Genomic DNA, 15,037 nt, shown 5'->3' on the forward strand with positions numbered 1-15,037 from the left:
ATGAAGGAACGACAACAAGGAGACGGACATGTCCACCATCACACATCGGGGCGTATCGCCCGAGACCCCACACGCAGGCGACGAACTGCTCACCATCGCCGAAGTCGCCGACATCGTCCGTGTCCCCATAGCCACCCTGCGCTACTGGCGCCACCTCGGCTCCGGACCGAACAGCTTCCGCATCGGCCGGTCGGTCCGCTACTGGCGAACCGAAGTCCTCCAATGGCTCGAAAAGCAGTCCAGCCATCCACACAGCACCCGCTGAAGCCCGCGAATGTCGGCGATGAGAGAGACGATCAGCCATGGCCAGCATCCAGAAGAGAGCCAACGGACGATGGCGCGCCCGATTCCGTGACGAAGGTGGCCGAGAGCACGCGCGACATTTCGAGCGCAAGTTCGACGCACAGGCGTGGCTCGATGAGGAGACGGCGAAGATCGTCCGAGGGGATTGGGCCGACCCGCGAGCTGGGCGAGAATCACTTCGGGCGTACGCAACCCGTTGGCAGTCGATCCAGGTCTCATCCGCTGGCACGGCGAGGATCGTCGACAACGCGCTGCGAGTGCACACCTTGCCGAGGCTCGGCCAGCATCGGATAGGCAATATCCGACGCAGCGACGTCCAAGCCTTCGTGAAGTGGCTCGAATCCGGCGAGGCGCGTCGGGCGAACGGTGGTGAGCCGGCCCGGCCCTTGTCACCCGGGAGTATCCGCAACGTCTACGAGGTGCTCGCTCGGGTCATGGACGCAGCGGTGGAGGACCGGGTCATCTCGATCAGTCCATGTCGGAGGATCACGTTGCCCAAGGACCACAACGACGAGGTCGAAGTCGCGACGCTCGAGGACATCGAGAAGGTCCGCTCCGGGTTGGGGCAGCGGTGGCAGGCGATACCGATCGTGCTCGCCGGCTCGGGCCTTCGGGTCGGCGAGTTGCTCGGACTTAGACTCTCCGACGTCGACTTCCTGCGCCGTACGATCCGTGTCGAGCGGCAGCGACTGCAGTCGAACCAGATCGCCCCTCTGAAGTCGAAGGCCTCGCGGCGTACCGTCCCGGTCGGCCAGGTGGTCATCGACGCGCTTGCCGCGCACCTCGCGTCCTACCCGACGACGGGCGACGCGCTGTTCACCGATGACCTGCGCGAGCCGCTGACCTATCAGCGCTGGAAGCGATTGTTGAGCGACGCGGCGAAGGCGGCGGACGTCGACGTCACCTCGCACTCGTTCCGTCACTTCGCGGCTTCTGCACTGATCTCGGGCAGCGCCTCGGTGAAACAGGTACAGACATTCCTCGGGCATGCGTCCGCGATGGTGACCCTGCGGACCTACGCCCACCTGTGGCCGGGCGACGAGGACCGGACCCGGAGCGTGCTCGACGCAGCACTCGGCCCGCTCGGAGCCCTGGCGGACTCTCTGCGGACCGAGGCGACATCGGAACAGTAAAAGCGCAGGTCAGCGGCCTGCGCCTTCGCTCAGGCCTTCTTGGTCTCCCAGAAGATCTCGGCGATCTCGTCGATCTTGGCGAGCAGCTGGTCGGCCACGTCGGCATCGAGCGTGCCCTTGGTGCCGCTGGCACCGGCGAGCTTGGTCGCCTCGTTGACCAGCGTGTGGAGCTGGGGGTACTTCTCGAAGTGAGGGGGCTTGAAGTAGTCGGTCCAGAGCACCCAGAGGTGGTGCTTGACCAGCTCGGAGCGCTCCTCCTTGATCAGCACCGCCCGCGTGCGGAAGTCGGGGTCGTCGTTGTCGGCCAGCTTCCCGATGAGGGCCTTGATGGACTCGGCCTCGATGCGTGCCTGGGCAGGGTCATAGACCCCACAGGGCAGGTCGCAGTGGGCGGAGACCTCGACAGTGGGGGCGAACAGTCGCGCGAACATGCGTGTCCTCTCGTCGTCAACAGAGCTTGTCGTTGGGACACTACTCCGCATGGCTGAGACCCGACGACCTCCCTGGGGGTGGGCCCTGGTGACGGGCGCCTCGATGGAGCCGACCCTGTCGGCCGGTGACCGGCTGCTGGTCAGCCACCGACGTCGCCCGCGGGAAGGATCGGTGGTCGTGGCGCACTTCCCGGACGGGACGCTCGCGGTCAAGCGTGCAGCGGAGCGGCGTACGACGGGCTGGTGGCTGCTCAGCGACGCTCCCGACGTCGGGGTGGACTCTCGCCACCGCGGTGTGATCGCCGACGTCGACGTGATCGCCGTGGCGTTGGTGCGGATCTGGCCCCGGCCCCGTCGCCTGTGAGATGACTCATCTGGGACGGCCCGAGGGCCTCGCCGCGGGTGTGGAAGGATCCACGATCGTGGCCGTCGCTGATTCCCCCTCACACCCGCACGCCGGCGAACCGGTCTTCGACCTCCACCTCGGAGGCAAGATGCAGATCGTGTCGACGGCGCCGCTGGAGGGTCCTGAGGACCTCTCGCTCGCCTACACTCCGGGCGTCGCGCTGGTGTGCGAGGCGATCGCAGCGGACCCGTCGATGACCCAGCACTACACGTGGGTGCCCAACGTCGTCGCCATCGTCAGCGACGGCACGGCCGTCCTGGGACTCGGTGACATCGGGCCGGCCGCCGCGATGCCGGTGATGGAGGGCAAGGCGGTCCTCTTCAAGCAGTTCGGTGGGGTCGACGCTGTTCCGATCTGCCTGGACACCACCGACGTCGAGGAGATCATCGAGACCGTGGCCCGCTTGGCGCCGAGCTTCGGTGGCATCAACCTGGAGGACATCTCGGCGCCGCGCTGCTTCGAGATCGAGGACCGCCTCAAGGCGATGCTCGACATCCCCGTCTTCCACGACGACCAGCACGGCACCGCCGTGGTGGTCCTCGCGGCGCTCACGAACGCCCTCAAGCTCACCGGCCGCGACCCGGGCACGACCCGCGTCGTCATCTCGGGCGCCGGGGCAGCCGGTGTGGCCGTGGCCCGCATCCTGCTCGAGGCCGGCATCACCGACCTCGCCGTCACCGACCGCAAGGGCGTCCTCAACTCTCTGCGTGCCGACCTGACGCCGGTCAAGCGTGCGCTCGCGGTCGACACGGCCGACCGCTACGGCCGCAGCGGCACCCTGGCCGATGCTCTTGGTGGCGCCGATGTCTTCATCGGGCTCTCGGGAGGCACCGTGCCGGAGGAGTACGTCGCCACGATGGCGCCGGACTCGATCGTCTTCGGCCTCGCCAACCCCACCCCCGAGGTCCACCCCGACGTCGCTCGCCGGCACGCCCGGGTCGTCGCCACGGGCCGCTCGGACTTCCCCAACCAGATCAACAACGTGCTGGCCTTCCCCGGGATCTTCCGCGGCGCCTTCGACGTCCACGCGACCGCGATCACCGAGGGCATGAAGCTCGCGGCGGCCGAGGCACTGGCCGAGCTGGTGGGCGAGGAGCTGAGCGAGGAGATGATCATCCCCTCGCCGTTCGATCCCCGCGTAGGTCCGGCCGTCTCGAGCGCCGTCGCCGAGGCTGCCCGGCGCGACGGGGTTGCTCGTCGCTGATCGTCGGCTCTAGGTGTGATGCCTGCGGGTCACGGCCCGCGGCCGCCCCACTAGGCTCCGAGTCATGTTCGCCGTCTACGCCGATTCCTTTGCCGCCGCCGACTCCGAGGACCCCTTCGCGGGCCTGGTGATCGGAGAACGACCCGACCCGGTCGCCCCGGACGGGTGGACCACCGTCACCGTCAAGGCCGCCTCGCTCAACCACCACGATCTCTGGTCGCTGCGTGGGGTGGGGCTGCGTGAGGAGGCGCTGCCGATGATCCTGGGCTGTGACGCCGCCGGCTTCGACGAGGACGGCAACGAGGTCGTCGTCCACGCGGTCATCTCCGACCCGAGCTGGCGCGGGGACGAGACGTTCGACCCCCGTCGTTCCTTGCTGTCCGAGCGTCACCAGGGCACGTTCGCGGACAAGGTGGTCGTCCCGACGACCAACGTCATCGCCAAGCCCGCCTCGCTCTCCTTCGAGGAGGCTGCGTGCCTGCCGACCGCATGGCTGACCGCCTACCGGATGCTCTACACCCAGGGTGACCTCAAGGCCGGTGACACCGTTCTCGTGCAGGGCGCCGGCGGGGGGGTGGCCACGGCGCTGATCACGCTGGCACGCGCCGGCGGGCTCAAGGTGCTGGCCACCTCGCGTGACGAGGGCAAGCGGACCAAGGCTCTCGAGCTCGGCGCCCACGAGGTCTTCGAGTCCGGCGCCCGCCTCCCGGTCAAGGTCGACGCGGTCATGGAGACCGTCGGCCGAGCGACCTGGTCGCACTCGGTCCGCGCGCTGCGTCCCGGCGGCAAGATCGTCATCAGCGGCACGACGTCGGGGCCCAAGCTCGACGACGCCGAGCTGACGCGCATCTTCTTCCTCCAGCTGAGCGTCATCGGTTCCACCATGGGCACGAGCGCTGAGCTCGCCTCGCTCGTCGCCCTGCTCGACGCCTCGGGTGCGCGGCCGCTCATCGACCGGGCGATCCCGATGACCGAAGCCCGCGACGGCTTCGCCGCCATGGCGCAGGGCGACATCTTCGGCAAGGTCGTCTTCACCCGATGACCACCCACCTGGTGACGGGGGCAGGCTCCGGCATCGGGGCCGCCCTCGCCGACCGGTTGCACGAGCGCGGCGACGAGCTCGTGCTGCTGGCGCGCTCGGAGTCGCGCGCCGCCGAGCTGGGGTCCCGCTATCCCGGCAGCCAGGTGATCGTGGCCGACCTCGCGGACGCCGCCGCGCTCGAGGGGCTCACCGGGTTGCCCGAGGAGCTCGACTCCGTCCATCACGTCGCCGGGGTCGTAGAGCTCGGGCCCGTGGCCGAACAGGCGGGCGAGGTCCTGCGCCACCACTTGGCGGTCAACCTCGTCGCGCCGGCGATCCTCACGCGGCTGTGTCTTCCGGCCCTGCGCCGCACCCGCGGCACGGTCGTCTTCGTCAACTCCTCGGCTGGCCTCAGCGCCAGCGCCACGTGGTCGGCGTACGCCGCCTCGAAGTTCGGGCTGCGCGGCTTCGCCGACTCGCTGCGGGCCGAGGAGGTCGAGAACGGCGTGCGGGTCACGACGATCTTCCCCAGCCGCACCGCGACGCCGATGCAGGAGAAGGTCCACGAGCAGGAGGGCCGCACCTACGACGCCGGGCGCTGGATCGATCCGGCGACGGTCGTCGACCTGATCCTGCACGTGCTCGACCTGCCCGACGACGCGACCATCCCGGAGGTCACCGTGCGTCCGGTGCTGCCCCGGGCGACCTGATCCTCAGCGCTTCGAGCGCCAGTTGAGGGCACCGACCAGCACCATGCGGAGCTGCACACGCGCACCTTCGACGATCGCCTTCTCGGCATCGGGGCGGTCGGGGTTGCGCAGGATCGCCTCGGCCAGCCCGACCATGGCCGTCACGATGAGGCCCGAGAGGATCTGAAGGTCCTCAGGCGACCAGGTGGTCGTCCCCGTGAGGCGGACCAGGTCGGTGGCGAGCTCCTTCTCGAACTGCTCGATGGCGGCGTTGATCGCTTCACGCACCCGCGGCGGTCCGGCCGCGCGCTCGCGCACGATGAACCGGAAGTGCGCACGCTGCTGGTGCACGTGCTCCACCAGGATGCCGATCGAGGAGTCGATGATGTCGTCGAAGTCCGGGTCGCTGCGACGTACGTCGAGCAGCATCGCGCGCAGCGACGCGAAGGACTCGTCGACCAGCTCGAGGCCCAGGGCCTCGATCGAGTCGAAGTGACGGTAGAACGCGGTCGGGACGATGCCGACCTCCTTGGCGACCTGGCGCAGGGACAGGGCCACCAGGCTGCTGTCCTCGCACAGCTGGAGCGCCGCGTCGAGGATGGCCCGACGAGTGCGTTCCTTGCGCTCGCCACGGGTCTCGGTCACAAGCGCCGACTTTATCAGTGCACATGTGTGCACTGTCACGGCTGACGACGGTTGACCCTGCAGATCGGGACTGCCAGTCTTTTCAGTGTACAAACGTACACTCAAACCGTCCGAAGGAGCCTGGATGAGCCTCACCGCCAGCCCGTTGCAGAGCCTGCTCCGCTCCCGCGCGCTCGCCGCGCTCACCTCGCCGCACGGCGTGGACCGCTACCTCGAGCAGGTCAACCCCATGTGGGCTGCTCACGAGGTCCGCGCCCGTGTGGTCAGCGTCCGCCGCGAGACCGTCGGGGTCGACACCGCTCCGGTCGCCACCCTGACCCTCCAGCCCACCGCCACCTGGGGTGGCCACCGCGCCGGCCAGTACGTCCAGGTGGGCGTCGACCTGCCGGGCAGCGCCAAGCGCTTCACCCGCTGCTTCTCGATCTCCTCGGCCGCGTCCGCCCCCGGTGAGCAGTTCACGCTCACCATCCGGGCCCATGACGAGGGCCAGGTCTCGAGCTTCCTGGTCGCCCAGGCGCAGCCGGGGCAGATGATCCATCTCAGTCAGGCGATGGGGGACTTCACCCTCACCGAGAGCCCGGCCACGCCGACCATCAACCACCTGGTGATGATCAGCGGGGGTTCCGGCATCACTCCGGTCATGTCGATGGTCCGCACCCTGCTCCGCGACGGCTACGACGGTCGCGCCAACCGCAAGGTCACGTTCCTTCACTACGCCCGCTCGCCCGAGGACCAGATCTTCGCCGAGGAGCTGGCCGAGATCGCCGCCGGCGACAACCACGTGGACGTGCACCTGCGCTACGGCGACCGCGTGTTCAGCGAGTTCGAGCTGCGCCGCCTGGTGCCCGACTTCCGCGACGTCGACACCTGGGCCTGTGGCCCGGGCGGGCTCATCGAGCTCGTCCACGCGGCGTACGGCGTCGATGTCGGCTCCGCACAGGGGAGCCGCCTGCGCGTGGAGTTCTTCAAACCACCGATGACCGTCTCCGGCCCGGCCGAGGGTCAGGTCTCGTTCAGCCGCTCCGGCGCTGGGGCCGCCAACACCGGTGCGAGCCTGCTCGAGCAGGCCGAGGCGCTCGGCCTCGAGCCCGAGTTCGGCTGCCGCATGGGGATCTGCTTCTCGTGCACCAAGACCAAGACCGAGGGCACCGTGCGCAACGTGGTCACCGGTGCCGAGTCCTCGCTGCCCGACGAGGACATCCAGATCTGTGTCTCCGCTCCCGTCGGCGACTGCGTCGTCGACCTCTGAGGAAGGAACCTCCACATCATGACCATCACCCAGGACCCCACCGCCACTGCCACTGCCACTGCCACTGCCACTACCGCCACCACCGAGGCCCGCGTGCCCGGGGACGACCAGTTGCGTCGCCTCACCACCGAGCAGCTCGACGCCTTCGGCGCCGAGATGGACGCCATCCGTCAGCGCGTCCTCGGTCAGCTGGGTCAGGAGGACGCCGACTACATCCGCAAGGTCGTCAAGGCGCAGCGCGGCTTCGAGGTCGCCGGCCGCGCCCTCTTCTACCTCCCGCCGGCCTGGCCGCTCGCGGTCGCAGCCCTCAGCGTCTCCAAGATCCTGGACAACATGGAGATCGGCCACAACGTCATGCACGGCCAGTACGACTGGTTGGGCGACCCGGGCCTCAACTCCCGGATGTACGACTGGGACAACGTGTGCCCCGGCGAGCAGTGGAAGTACAGCCACAACTACATCCACCACACGTTCACCAACATCCTCGGCAAGGACCGTGACATCGGCTACGGCGTCCTGCGCATGGACTCCGACCAGAAGTGGCACCCCTACTACCTCGGCAACCCGGTCTACGCGCTGCTGCTGATGGTGTTCTTCGAGTGGGGCGTGGCGATGCACGACCTCGAGGTCGAGAACATCGTGTCGGGCAAGCGGTCGCTGGAGGACAACAAGGCGATCTACCCGGGCCTCATGCGCAAGATCAAGCGCCAGGCCCTGAAGGACTACGTGCTCTTCCCGGCACTGACCGGCCCGCTGTTCCCGCTCACGTTCGCGGGCAACGCCACGGCCAACCTGATCCGCAACATCTGGGCGTTCAACATCATCTTCTGTGGCCACTTCCCGGCAGGGGTGGCGACCTTCTCCGAGGAGGAGTGCGAGAACGAGTCGCGCGGCCACTGGTACTACCGCCAGCTGCTGGGCTCGGCCAACATCACCGGCGGCAAGCTATTCCACGTGATGACCGGCAACCTGTCGCACCAGATCGAGCACCATCTCTTCCCCGATCTCCCGGCCCGCCGCTACCCGGAGATCGCCGAGGAGGTCCGCGAGATCTGCGACCGCTACGGCATCGGCTACAACGAAGGCCCGCTGGGCCAGCAGCTCCTGAGCGTCGCCAAGAAGATCTGCCGCTTCGCGCTGCCCGACAAGAAGAGCGACCTCGTGCCGTCCTTCCTGCGCAAGCCTGCCGCCGGCACCGTGACCGAGACCTCGTTGGCTGCGTGAGCCCGACGGGTCACACTGAAGGCATGGACGACACGAACGCCGACCGCTCCGGGGCCGACCACCTCTCCAAGGGTGAGATCGGCAAGGACGCCGTTCAGTCCACGGTCGAGGCAGCAGCCTCGGCCGTGGGTGAGGTCGCCAGCATCCTCACCAAGGCCGTGCAGGACGTGGCCGGAGCTGTCGGAGGCTTCGCCACCGAGATCTTCGAGATCCGCGAGGCAGCCCGCAAGGCTGCCGACGAGCAGGGCGACTGACCTCTCAGCCGAAGGTCATCCGGAAGCTCGCCATGCGGGCTGACGCCATCGGCTTGGCGCCACGCAGGAAGCCCAACGGCCCGTCCGCGGCGAAGTCCCACACCCCGCGGCAGGGGAGGGTCTTGGCCGACCCCTGGAGAGTGGCGGTCTTCTCGCCGCCGCCCTCGGGCAGCTCCAGCTGCCACGTGCCGCCCTTGAACGGCAGTCGCAACATGCCGCGCGAGACATCGGTGAAGCGGGCGCTGGCGATGGGCCGACGGGCCACCGAGGCGGACCACTCGGTGCGGGAGAGCGGTCCGGTGTGGCTGCTCTCGAGCGTGAAGTCGGACAGGTCCTTGGGGATGGCCCACAGCTCGCGCCCCCCGGCGACCGATGCGGGGGAGTCGACCCAGATGTCGGTGATGCTGACCCGCTTGCCGTGCTCGGTCGACGTGATCGGTCGGGCGACCAGGAGCTCGGAGTAGGTCAGCGGGCTGCCGTCCTCGTAGCTGACGAAGGCGGCGCCGTAGATGCCCGCCGGGCGAAGGTCGTCGACGTCGTCGCGCACCTTGAAGAGCGAGAGCCACAGCGAGCCCACCATCCGCCAGGGTGCAGCGGGGTAGGCGGTGGTCTCGTACGGTTGCTCGGCCATGGCCGCAGACTAGTGGTGCCTGGGCCGATGGGCACGGTCCGGCCGGATCCTCAGTCGTCCGGCTCGTCGAGGCGGGCCAGCCAGGTGGCCAGCCGCTCAACGGCCGTCTCGAACTCCGGGTGGGTGTCGGTGAACTCCTGGAGCCGGTCGGCTACCCACGCCAGGGTGACTTCTTCGTCACCCCGGCGCTTCTCGAGCTCCTCGATCCCACGATCGGTGAAGTACATCGCTCCTCCGATCAGGCGAACGCGCGGTCGAGCAGGTCCTTCTGCTCAGCTGCGTGACGCTTGACGGTGCCCACGGACGGTGAGCTGGAGGCGGTGCGGGTGATGCCCGCCACCTGGGCGTCGACCTCGGGCCAGACGTTGAGCGCATAGTTGGGCCACGGACCCATGTTGACCGGCTCGTCCTGGACCCAGCGCACACCCTTGAGGTGGGGGTAGCGCGCGATCTCGTCCTTGATGTCGTCGATCGGGTGCGGGTAGAGCTGCTCGACACGGGCGATCGCGAACCGCTCGGGGTTCTCCCGCTTGGCGCGATCGACCATGAGGTCCCACGTCACGCGACCCGAGCAGATCAGCAGGGTGTCGACCTTGTCGGGGTCGGCGTCCGCGTCGCCGATGAACGGGCGGAACGAACCCGTGGTGAAGTCGTCCGGCTGCGAGGCCGCTTCCTTGCGCTTGAGCATCGACTTGGGAGTGAAGACGATCAGTGGGCGGTGCTTCGCACCCAGCGAGTGACGACGCAGCAAGTGGAAGTACGACGCGGGCGTGGACGGCTGGGCCACCACGAAAGCCTCGTCGGCCGCCATCGTCATGAACCGCTCGATGCGCGCCGAGGAGTGGTCGGGTCCCTGGCCCTCGTAACCGTGGGGGAGCAGCAGCACGACGCCTGACTCCTGGCGCCACTTGGTCTCGCCTGAGGAGATGAACTCGTCGATGACCGTCTGGGCGCCGTTGACGAAGTCGCCGAACTGCGCCTCCCACAGCACCAGGGCCTCGGGACGGGCCACGGAGTAGCCGTACTCGAAGCCGAGGGCGGCATACTCGGAGAGCAGCGAGTCGTAGATGTAGAACTTCGCCTGGTCCTCGGTCAGCGAGGACAGCGGCGTCCACTCGTCGGCGTTGACGCGGTCGATGATCGTGCCGAAGCGCGAGACGAAGGTGCCGCGGCGCGAGTCCTGGCCGGCGAGGCGCACGGGGCGCCCGTCCATGAGGAGCGAGCCCAAGGCGAGGATCTCGCCGGTGCCCCAGTCGATGGGGCCATCGGTGATCGCCGTCGCGCGACGCTGCAGCTGTGGCATCACCTTCGGGTGGACCGTGAAACCGTCGGGCGGCGTGACGTAGGCGTCGGACATCCGCTTGAGGTATTCCTGCGAGATGGCCGTCTTGGTCTCGCCGGCGGGCTTGTCCGGGTAGTCGGGGACCGTGGTCCACTCCGAGGGCTGGCTGCTGGCCTCGCGCACCTCGGTGAAGACCCGCTCCAGCTGCTGCTGGTAGTCGCGCAGGACCTGCTCGGCCTCCTCGATCGTGATGTCGCCACGACCGATGAGGGACTCGGTGTAGAGCTTGCGGACCGAGCGCTTCTGCTCGATGAGGTCGTACATCAGCGGCTGCGTGTAGGACGGGTCGTCGCCCTCGTTGTGACCGCGACGGCGGTAGCAGACGAGGTCGATGACGACGTCCTTGTTGAACGCCTGGCGGTACTCGAAGGCAAGGCGGGCCACCCGGATGCAGGCCTCGGGGTCGTCACCGTTGACGTGGAAGATCGGCGCCTGGACCATCCGTGCGACGTCGGTGCAGTAGAGCGACGAGCGCGACGAGCCGGGCGAGGTGGTGAAACCGACCTGGTTGTTGACGACGACGTGGATCGTGCCGCCGGTGCGGTAGCCGCGCAGCTGGCTCAGGTTGAGCGTCTCGGCGACGACTCCCTGGCCGGCGAACGCCGCGTCACCGTGGACGAGCAGTGGCAGCACCGGGTAGGCGGCGCCCTTGTCGAGCACGTCCTGCTTGGCGCGGGCGATGCCTTCGAGCACGGGGTCGACGGCCTCGAGGTGCGAGGGGTTGGCCGCGACGGACACCTTGATGGTGTCGCCGGAACCGGCCTCGAACTCACCCTCGGCGCCGAGGTGGTACTTCACGTCGCCAGAGCCCTGCACCGTGCGGGGGTCGATGTTGCCCTCGAACTCGCGGAAGATCTGGCTGTACTTCTTGCCGACGATGTTGGCGAGCACGTTGAGCCGGCCACGGTGGGCCATGCCCATCGCGACCTCGTCGAGGTCGGCCTCGGCGGCTGCCTCGCAGATCTCGTCGAGGACGGGGATGGTGGTCTCGCCGCCTTCGAGGCTGAAGCGCTTCTGCCCGACGAACTTCGTCTGCAGGAAGGTCTCGAAGGCCTCGGCCTGGTTGAGCTTGAGCAGGATCCGCAGCTGCTCCTCGCGGGGCGGCTTGGTGTGCGGCTGCTCCACGCGCTCCTGGATCCAGCGGCGCTGCTCGGGATCCATGATGTGCATGTACTCGATGCCGGTGGTGCGGCAGTAGGAGTCGCGCAGGATCCCCAGGATGCCGCGCAGCTTCATGAAGCGACGGCCCTCGCCCCCGAAGGAGCCGGTGGCGAACTCACGGTCGAGGTCCCACAGCGTCAGGCCGTGCGACTCCACCTCCAGGTCGGGGTGGCTGCGCTGGCGGTACTCGAGCGGGTCGGTGTCGGCCATCATGTGGCCGCGCACGCGGTAGGCATGGATGAGCTCGAGGATGCGGGCCTGCTTGCTGATCTCGTCGTCGTGCGACGTCGAGATGTCGCTGCTCCAACGGATCGGCTCGTAGGGGATGCGCAGCGATCGGAAGATCTCGTCGTAGAAGTCGTCCTCGCCGAGCAGCAGCTGGTGCATGCGCTTGAGGAATTCGCCGGACTGGGCGCCCTGGATGACACGGTGGTCGTAGGTGGAGGTCAGCGTCATGACCTTGCTGATCGCGTTGCGAGCGATCGCCTCGGCCGAGGCGCCCTGCCACTCGGGTGGGTACTCCATGGCGCCGACCCCGATGATTGCGCCCTGACCGGCCATGAGGCGCGGCACCGAGTGCACGGTGCCGATGCCGCCGGGATTGGTCAGCGAGACCGAGGTGCCCTGGAAGTCGGTGACCGCGAGCTTGTTGTCGCGCGCCTTGCGCACGATCTCCTCGTAGGCCGTCCAGAAGCCGGCGAAGTCCATCGACTCCGCGGCCTTGATGCTCGGGACGAGCAGCTGGCGCGAGCCGTCTGGCTTGGGCACGTCGATCGCGAGACCGAGGTTGATGTGGGCCGGGGTGATCAGGTTGGGCTTGCCTTCGCGGACCTCGAAGCCGTTGTTCATCTCCGGCATCGACCGCACTGCCTTGACCAGCGCGTAGCCGATCAGGTGGGTGAAGGAGACCTTGCCGCCGCGGGCGCGGGCGAGGTGGTTGTTGATGACCGTGCGGTTGTCCCAGAGCAGCTTGACCGGGACCGAGCGCACGGAGGTCGCCGTCGGGACGGTGAGTGAGGCGTCCATGTTGGCCACCGTGCGGGCGGACGCGCCGCGCAGGATGGTGTAGGTCGGCTGGTCGCTCGCCGCCGCAGGCTCGGCGGGGCGCGTCTCCTTGGGCATCGGGTTGCTGGTGCCCTTCGCCGGCTCAGCGGCCTTGGAGGTCGGTCGCGGCTTGGCGACCGCCGCGGGCTTGGCGTCGCTCTTGACGGCCGGGGCAGCCGGCTTCTCGGCCGGCGCCGAGGGGGCCGCGGCCGGAGCCTTGGTGGCGGTCCCGTTGGCGGAGCCGTTGCTGGCCTGGTTGGTCGAGGGGCTGGTCGAGGGGCTGGTCGAGGGGCTGCTCGAGGGGCTGCCGGACCCGTTGCTGGTGAAGTAGTCGACCCACGTAGGGTCGACGCTGCCGGGATCCGAGGTGTAACGCTCCCTCATCTCCTCGACGAGCCACTCGTTGGCTCCGAGCGAGGAGGAGGGTTGGGGGGAGCCTGCTGGAGACTGGTTGCCTGACGACTGCGGCACGACTTGCTTCGCCTCTTCCGATGAGCGCGCGGGAATGGGTGTGCCCTCAAGGCTAGACCCCCCGGGCACCAAATGCCGCCCCCAGGTCAGCGTTTGAGGCAGGGTGTCACGCGATCCACGACACATCCCCGGCGCAGGTCGCGAATTGCGACACGAGAGGACGATTCGACTCCATGCACAGACCTCCCTGCCGGCCCGCTCGGGCAGCCTCCGCGATCACGCTCGCACTGCTGCTCGGCGTCCCCCTGAGCGCGTGCTCGGGCGGCGACAGCGAGCCCGACGCAAGCGGTCCGAACGCCTCCGCGGGCACCGACGTCGACGCTCCTGCGCCCCTCGAGACCGTCGCGACGGTGGGGAAGGTGGTCGGGAAGCTCAGCGGGCCACGGCGGGCACGGCTCAAGGCCCAGGTGACCGAGGTCGTCGATGGCTGGATCGACGCGGCCTACCTCGGCAGCTACCCGCGCACGGACTTCGCGGACGCCTTTCCCGGCTTCAGTCAGGGCGCTGTCGCCGACGCCCGCACCGATGGTGCCCTGATGAGCAACAAGGCGTGGGGGGCCGACCTCGACGAGGTCGTCGCCCTCCAGCGCCGCCTCACCATCGATGTTCTGGCGCCGAGCGACCGGGCGGCCGGAGTCACCGCCCGGGTGGTCCTGACGATGCGCCTCAGTGGTGAGGTCAACCGCAAGGAGCGCGTCGGCGGCAGCCTCTTCATGACCTATCGCGACGGCGCCTGGCAGGTCTTCGGCTACGACGTGACGAGAGGCAGTGCCCGATGATGCGCACCCAGCACCGAGACCGCTTCAGCCGTGGGCTCCGGGCGACCGTCCTGGGCTGCGTCCTCGCGGTCGCGGCGCTCGTGGTGCCCGACTCGACGGTCGCCACCACCCAGGTCGAGCTGGTCAAGATCGAGCGTGCGCAGGGGATCGACCTCGACCCCCAGCGGGTCTGGATCCTCGCCGTCGGCTCCGACGCGCGACCGGGGGAGGACATGCTGCGCACGCGTGGTGACGCCCTCCAGCTGATCGGGATCGACACCCAGACGGGGGCCGCCACCACGATCGGCGTGCCGCGCGACTCCTACGTCTCCATCCCGGGTGTCGGTTCCGACCGCATCAACGCCGCGCTGTACTACGGCGGCCCCGAGCTGCTCGGCCGCGCGGTGGGTGACCTGATCGGCATCCAGCCGGAGTACGTGTTCGTCACCCGCTTCCCGTTCTTCGAAGACATGGTCGACGACATCGGTGGCATCGAGGTCCGCAACCCAGGCTACTTTTCCGACGAGAACCTCAAGCCCGACGGCTTCCAGGCCGGCAAGATCCGGCTCGACGGCTACGGTGCCATGGCCTTCTCCCGCATCCGCAAGACGCTGCCGGGCGGCGACTTCGACCGCTCGGCCAACCAGCAACGGGTCCTGCGTGGCATCCAGGGCGCCATCCGCGCCCGCGCCGACGAGCCCGGCTTCATGGAGAGCGGTGTCATGACGGTCATGAAGAACCTGCACACCGACCTCCCGCCGAGCGAGCTCTTCCGCCTCGCCCAGGCCATCGCCCAGGTCGACCCCGCGAAGGTGACCGGCTGCGTCGTCCAGGGCGGGATCGGCGACATCGGCGGCGCCAGCGTCGTGCTGCCCTACGTCGACCAGGCCCGCAGCTACGGCGACCAGTCCCGCGACGATGCCACGATCGAGCGCTGCTGACGGCTTCGTTCGCCACGCGTTCCGCTCGCCGGCCACGATCGGCTCGAGCGGAGGGGTCTGGACCTGCCCCCGCCCGTCGGCAGCGCGGGGTGGTGCGGGGTGCGGCACGGGGTCCCTGGCGTGCGCAGGC

At 68.8% G+C, this 15,037-nt stretch carries 16 protein-coding genes; 11 read left to right on the forward strand and 5 right to left on the reverse strand.

Annotated elements, in window-relative coordinates:
- The first annotated feature begins 28 nt into the window (after positions 1-28).
- Both BM204_RS06630 and BM204_RS06635 read left to right on the forward strand, forming a co-directional pair.
- Positions 29-265, forward strand: coding sequence for a helix-turn-helix transcriptional regulator (locus tag BM204_RS06630; protein ID WP_091111449.1), 237 nt, complete (start codon positions 29-31; stop codon positions 263-265).
- A gap of 37 nt (positions 266-302) precedes the next feature.
- The gene (locus tag BM204_RS06635) at positions 303-1,436 is read left to right on the forward strand and encodes a tyrosine-type recombinase/integrase (protein ID WP_143099676.1); all 1,134 of its coding nucleotides are present in this window, start codon (positions 303-305) and stop codon (positions 1,434-1,436) included.
- Between the two features lie 29 nt (positions 1,437-1,465).
- Here the strand turns inward: BM204_RS06635 and sodN are convergent, their stop codons facing one another.
- Positions 1,466-1,867, reverse strand: a complete 402-nt coding sequence (sodN, locus tag BM204_RS06640; RefSeq protein WP_091111451.1) for a superoxide dismutase, Ni — start codon at positions 1,865-1,867, stop codon at positions 1,466-1,468.
- Positions 1,868-1,916: 49 nt separating this feature from the next.
- Between sodN and BM204_RS06645 the strand changes: the two genes are divergently transcribed.
- The 4 genes from BM204_RS06645 to BM204_RS06660 all read left to right on the forward strand — a co-directional run bounded on the left by BM204_RS06645 (position 1,917) and on the right by BM204_RS06660 (position 5,208).
- Entirely contained in the window at positions 1,917-2,231 is a 315-nt protein-coding gene (locus BM204_RS06645; protein WP_091111452.1) for a S24 family peptidase, read from the forward strand.
- Positions 2,232-2,289: 58 nt separating this feature from the next.
- Positions 2,290-3,477: an NAD(P)-dependent malic enzyme gene (locus BM204_RS06650; protein ID WP_246166202.1), complete on the forward strand. Its 1,188-nt coding sequence runs from the start codon at positions 2,290-2,292 to the stop codon at positions 3,475-3,477.
- 64 nt (positions 3,478-3,541) lie between these two features.
- Positions 3,542-4,519: a zinc-binding dehydrogenase gene (locus BM204_RS06655; protein WP_091111454.1), complete on the forward strand. Its 978-nt coding sequence runs from the start codon at positions 3,542-3,544 to the stop codon at positions 4,517-4,519.
- Positions 4,516-5,208 (forward strand): SDR family oxidoreductase, encoded by a 693-nt coding sequence (locus BM204_RS06660; protein WP_091111456.1) that lies wholly within the window; start codon positions 4,516-4,518, stop codon positions 5,206-5,208. The genes BM204_RS06655 and BM204_RS06660 overlap by 4 nt, the downstream gene beginning before the upstream one ends.
- A gap of 3 nt (positions 5,209-5,211) precedes the next feature.
- On the opposite strand, the gene BM204_RS06665 is transcribed toward BM204_RS06660, so the two are convergent.
- Positions 5,212-5,832 carry a TetR family transcriptional regulator gene (locus BM204_RS06665; RefSeq protein ID WP_091111457.1) on the reverse strand — a complete coding sequence of 207 codons (621 nt, stop codon included), beginning with the start codon at positions 5,830-5,832 and terminating at the stop codon, positions 5,212-5,214.
- Between the two features lie 124 nt (positions 5,833-5,956).
- On the opposite strand from BM204_RS06665, the gene BM204_RS06670 reads away from it, so the two are divergent.
- The 3 genes from BM204_RS06670 to BM204_RS06680 are packed head-to-tail and all read left to right on the forward strand — an operon-like array spanning position 5,957 to position 8,559.
- Positions 5,957-7,081 (forward strand): flavin reductase family protein, encoded by a 1,125-nt coding sequence (locus BM204_RS06670; RefSeq protein WP_091111459.1) that lies wholly within the window; start codon positions 5,957-5,959, stop codon positions 7,079-7,081.
- A gap of 18 nt (positions 7,082-7,099) precedes the next feature.
- Positions 7,100-8,305 (forward strand): fatty acid desaturase family protein, encoded by a 1,206-nt coding sequence (locus BM204_RS06675; protein ID WP_091111460.1) that lies wholly within the window; start codon positions 7,100-7,102, stop codon positions 8,303-8,305.
- Positions 8,306-8,328: 23 nt separating this feature from the next.
- Entirely contained in the window at positions 8,329-8,559 is a 231-nt protein-coding gene (locus BM204_RS06680; RefSeq protein WP_091111462.1) for a hypothetical protein, read from the forward strand.
- Positions 8,560-8,563: 4 nt separating this feature from the next.
- Here the strand turns inward: BM204_RS06680 and BM204_RS06685 are convergent, their stop codons facing one another.
- The 3 genes from BM204_RS06685 to BM204_RS06695 are packed head-to-tail and all read right to left on the reverse strand — an operon-like array spanning position 8,564 to position 13,208.
- Positions 8,564-9,190: an acetoacetate decarboxylase family protein gene (locus BM204_RS06685; protein WP_091111463.1), complete on the reverse strand. Its 627-nt coding sequence runs from the start codon at positions 9,188-9,190 to the stop codon at positions 8,564-8,566.
- Positions 9,191-9,240: 50 nt separating this feature from the next.
- On the reverse strand, positions 9,241-9,417 hold the full coding sequence (locus BM204_RS22560; RefSeq protein WP_091111465.1) for a DUF6104 family protein: 177 nt from the start codon (positions 9,415-9,417) through the stop codon (positions 9,241-9,243).
- A gap of 11 nt (positions 9,418-9,428) precedes the next feature.
- Positions 9,429-13,208, reverse strand: a complete 3,780-nt coding sequence (locus BM204_RS06695; RefSeq protein WP_246166201.1) for a multifunctional oxoglutarate decarboxylase/oxoglutarate dehydrogenase thiamine pyrophosphate-binding subunit/dihydrolipoyllysine-residue succinyltransferase subunit — start codon at positions 13,206-13,208, stop codon at positions 9,429-9,431.
- Positions 13,209-13,381: 173 nt separating this feature from the next.
- On the opposite strand from BM204_RS06695, the gene BM204_RS06700 reads away from it, so the two are divergent.
- A complete protein-coding gene (locus tag BM204_RS06700) occupies positions 13,382-13,987 on the forward strand; it encodes a hypothetical protein (RefSeq protein ID WP_091111468.1) in 606 nt (201 codons plus the stop codon).
- Positions 13,984-14,907 carry an LCP family protein gene (locus tag BM204_RS06705; RefSeq protein WP_246166199.1) on the forward strand — a complete coding sequence of 308 codons (924 nt, stop codon included), beginning with the start codon at positions 13,984-13,986 and terminating at the stop codon, positions 14,905-14,907. Before BM204_RS06700 ends, BM204_RS06705 begins: the two co-directional genes overlap by 4 nt.
- Positions 14,908-15,037 lie beyond the last annotated feature (130 nt).

Origin of the sequence: Nocardioides psychrotolerans (assembly GCF_900113685.1) — a bacterium.
Classification (GTDB): Bacteria; Actinomycetota; Actinomycetes; order Propionibacteriales; family Nocardioidaceae; genus Nocardioides; species Nocardioides psychrotolerans.

Coding starts and splice junctions, on each gene's coding strand:
- BM204_RS06680 (WP_091111462.1), top strand. CDS start 8,329: ATGGACGACACGAACGCCGACCGCTCCGGGGCCGACCACCTCTCCAAG.
- BM204_RS06670 (WP_091111459.1), top strand. CDS start 5,957: ATGAGCCTCACCGCCAGCCCGTTGCAGAGCCTGCTCCGCTCCCGCGCG.
- BM204_RS06660 (WP_091111456.1), top strand. CDS start 4,516: ATGACCACCCACCTGGTGACGGGGGCAGGCTCCGGCATCGGGGCCGCC.
- BM204_RS06645 (WP_091111452.1), top strand. CDS start 1,917: ATGGCTGAGACCCGACGACCTCCCTGGGGGTGGGCCCTGGTGACGGGC.
- BM204_RS06630 (WP_091111449.1), top strand. CDS start 29: ATGTCCACCATCACACATCGGGGCGTATCGCCCGAGACCCCACACGCA.
- BM204_RS06675 (WP_091111460.1), top strand. CDS start 7,100: ATGACCATCACCCAGGACCCCACCGCCACTGCCACTGCCACTGCCACT.
- BM204_RS22560 (WP_091111465.1), bottom strand. CDS start 9,417: ATGTACTTCACCGATCGTGGGATCGAGGAGCTCGAGAAGCGCCGGGGT.
- BM204_RS06635 (WP_143099676.1), top strand. CDS start 303: ATGGCCAGCATCCAGAAGAGAGCCAACGGACGATGGCGCGCCCGATTC.
- BM204_RS06655 (WP_091111454.1), top strand. CDS start 3,542: ATGTTCGCCGTCTACGCCGATTCCTTTGCCGCCGCCGACTCCGAGGAC.
- sodN (WP_091111451.1), bottom strand. CDS start 1,867: ATGTTCGCGCGACTGTTCGCCCCCACTGTCGAGGTCTCCGCCCACTGC.
- BM204_RS06700 (WP_091111468.1), top strand. CDS start 13,382: ATGCACAGACCTCCCTGCCGGCCCGCTCGGGCAGCCTCCGCGATCACG.
- BM204_RS06705 (WP_246166199.1), top strand. CDS start 13,984: ATGATGCGCACCCAGCACCGAGACCGCTTCAGCCGTGGGCTCCGGGCG.
- BM204_RS06685 (WP_091111463.1), bottom strand. CDS start 9,190: ATGGCCGAGCAACCGTACGAGACCACCGCCTACCCCGCTGCACCCTGG.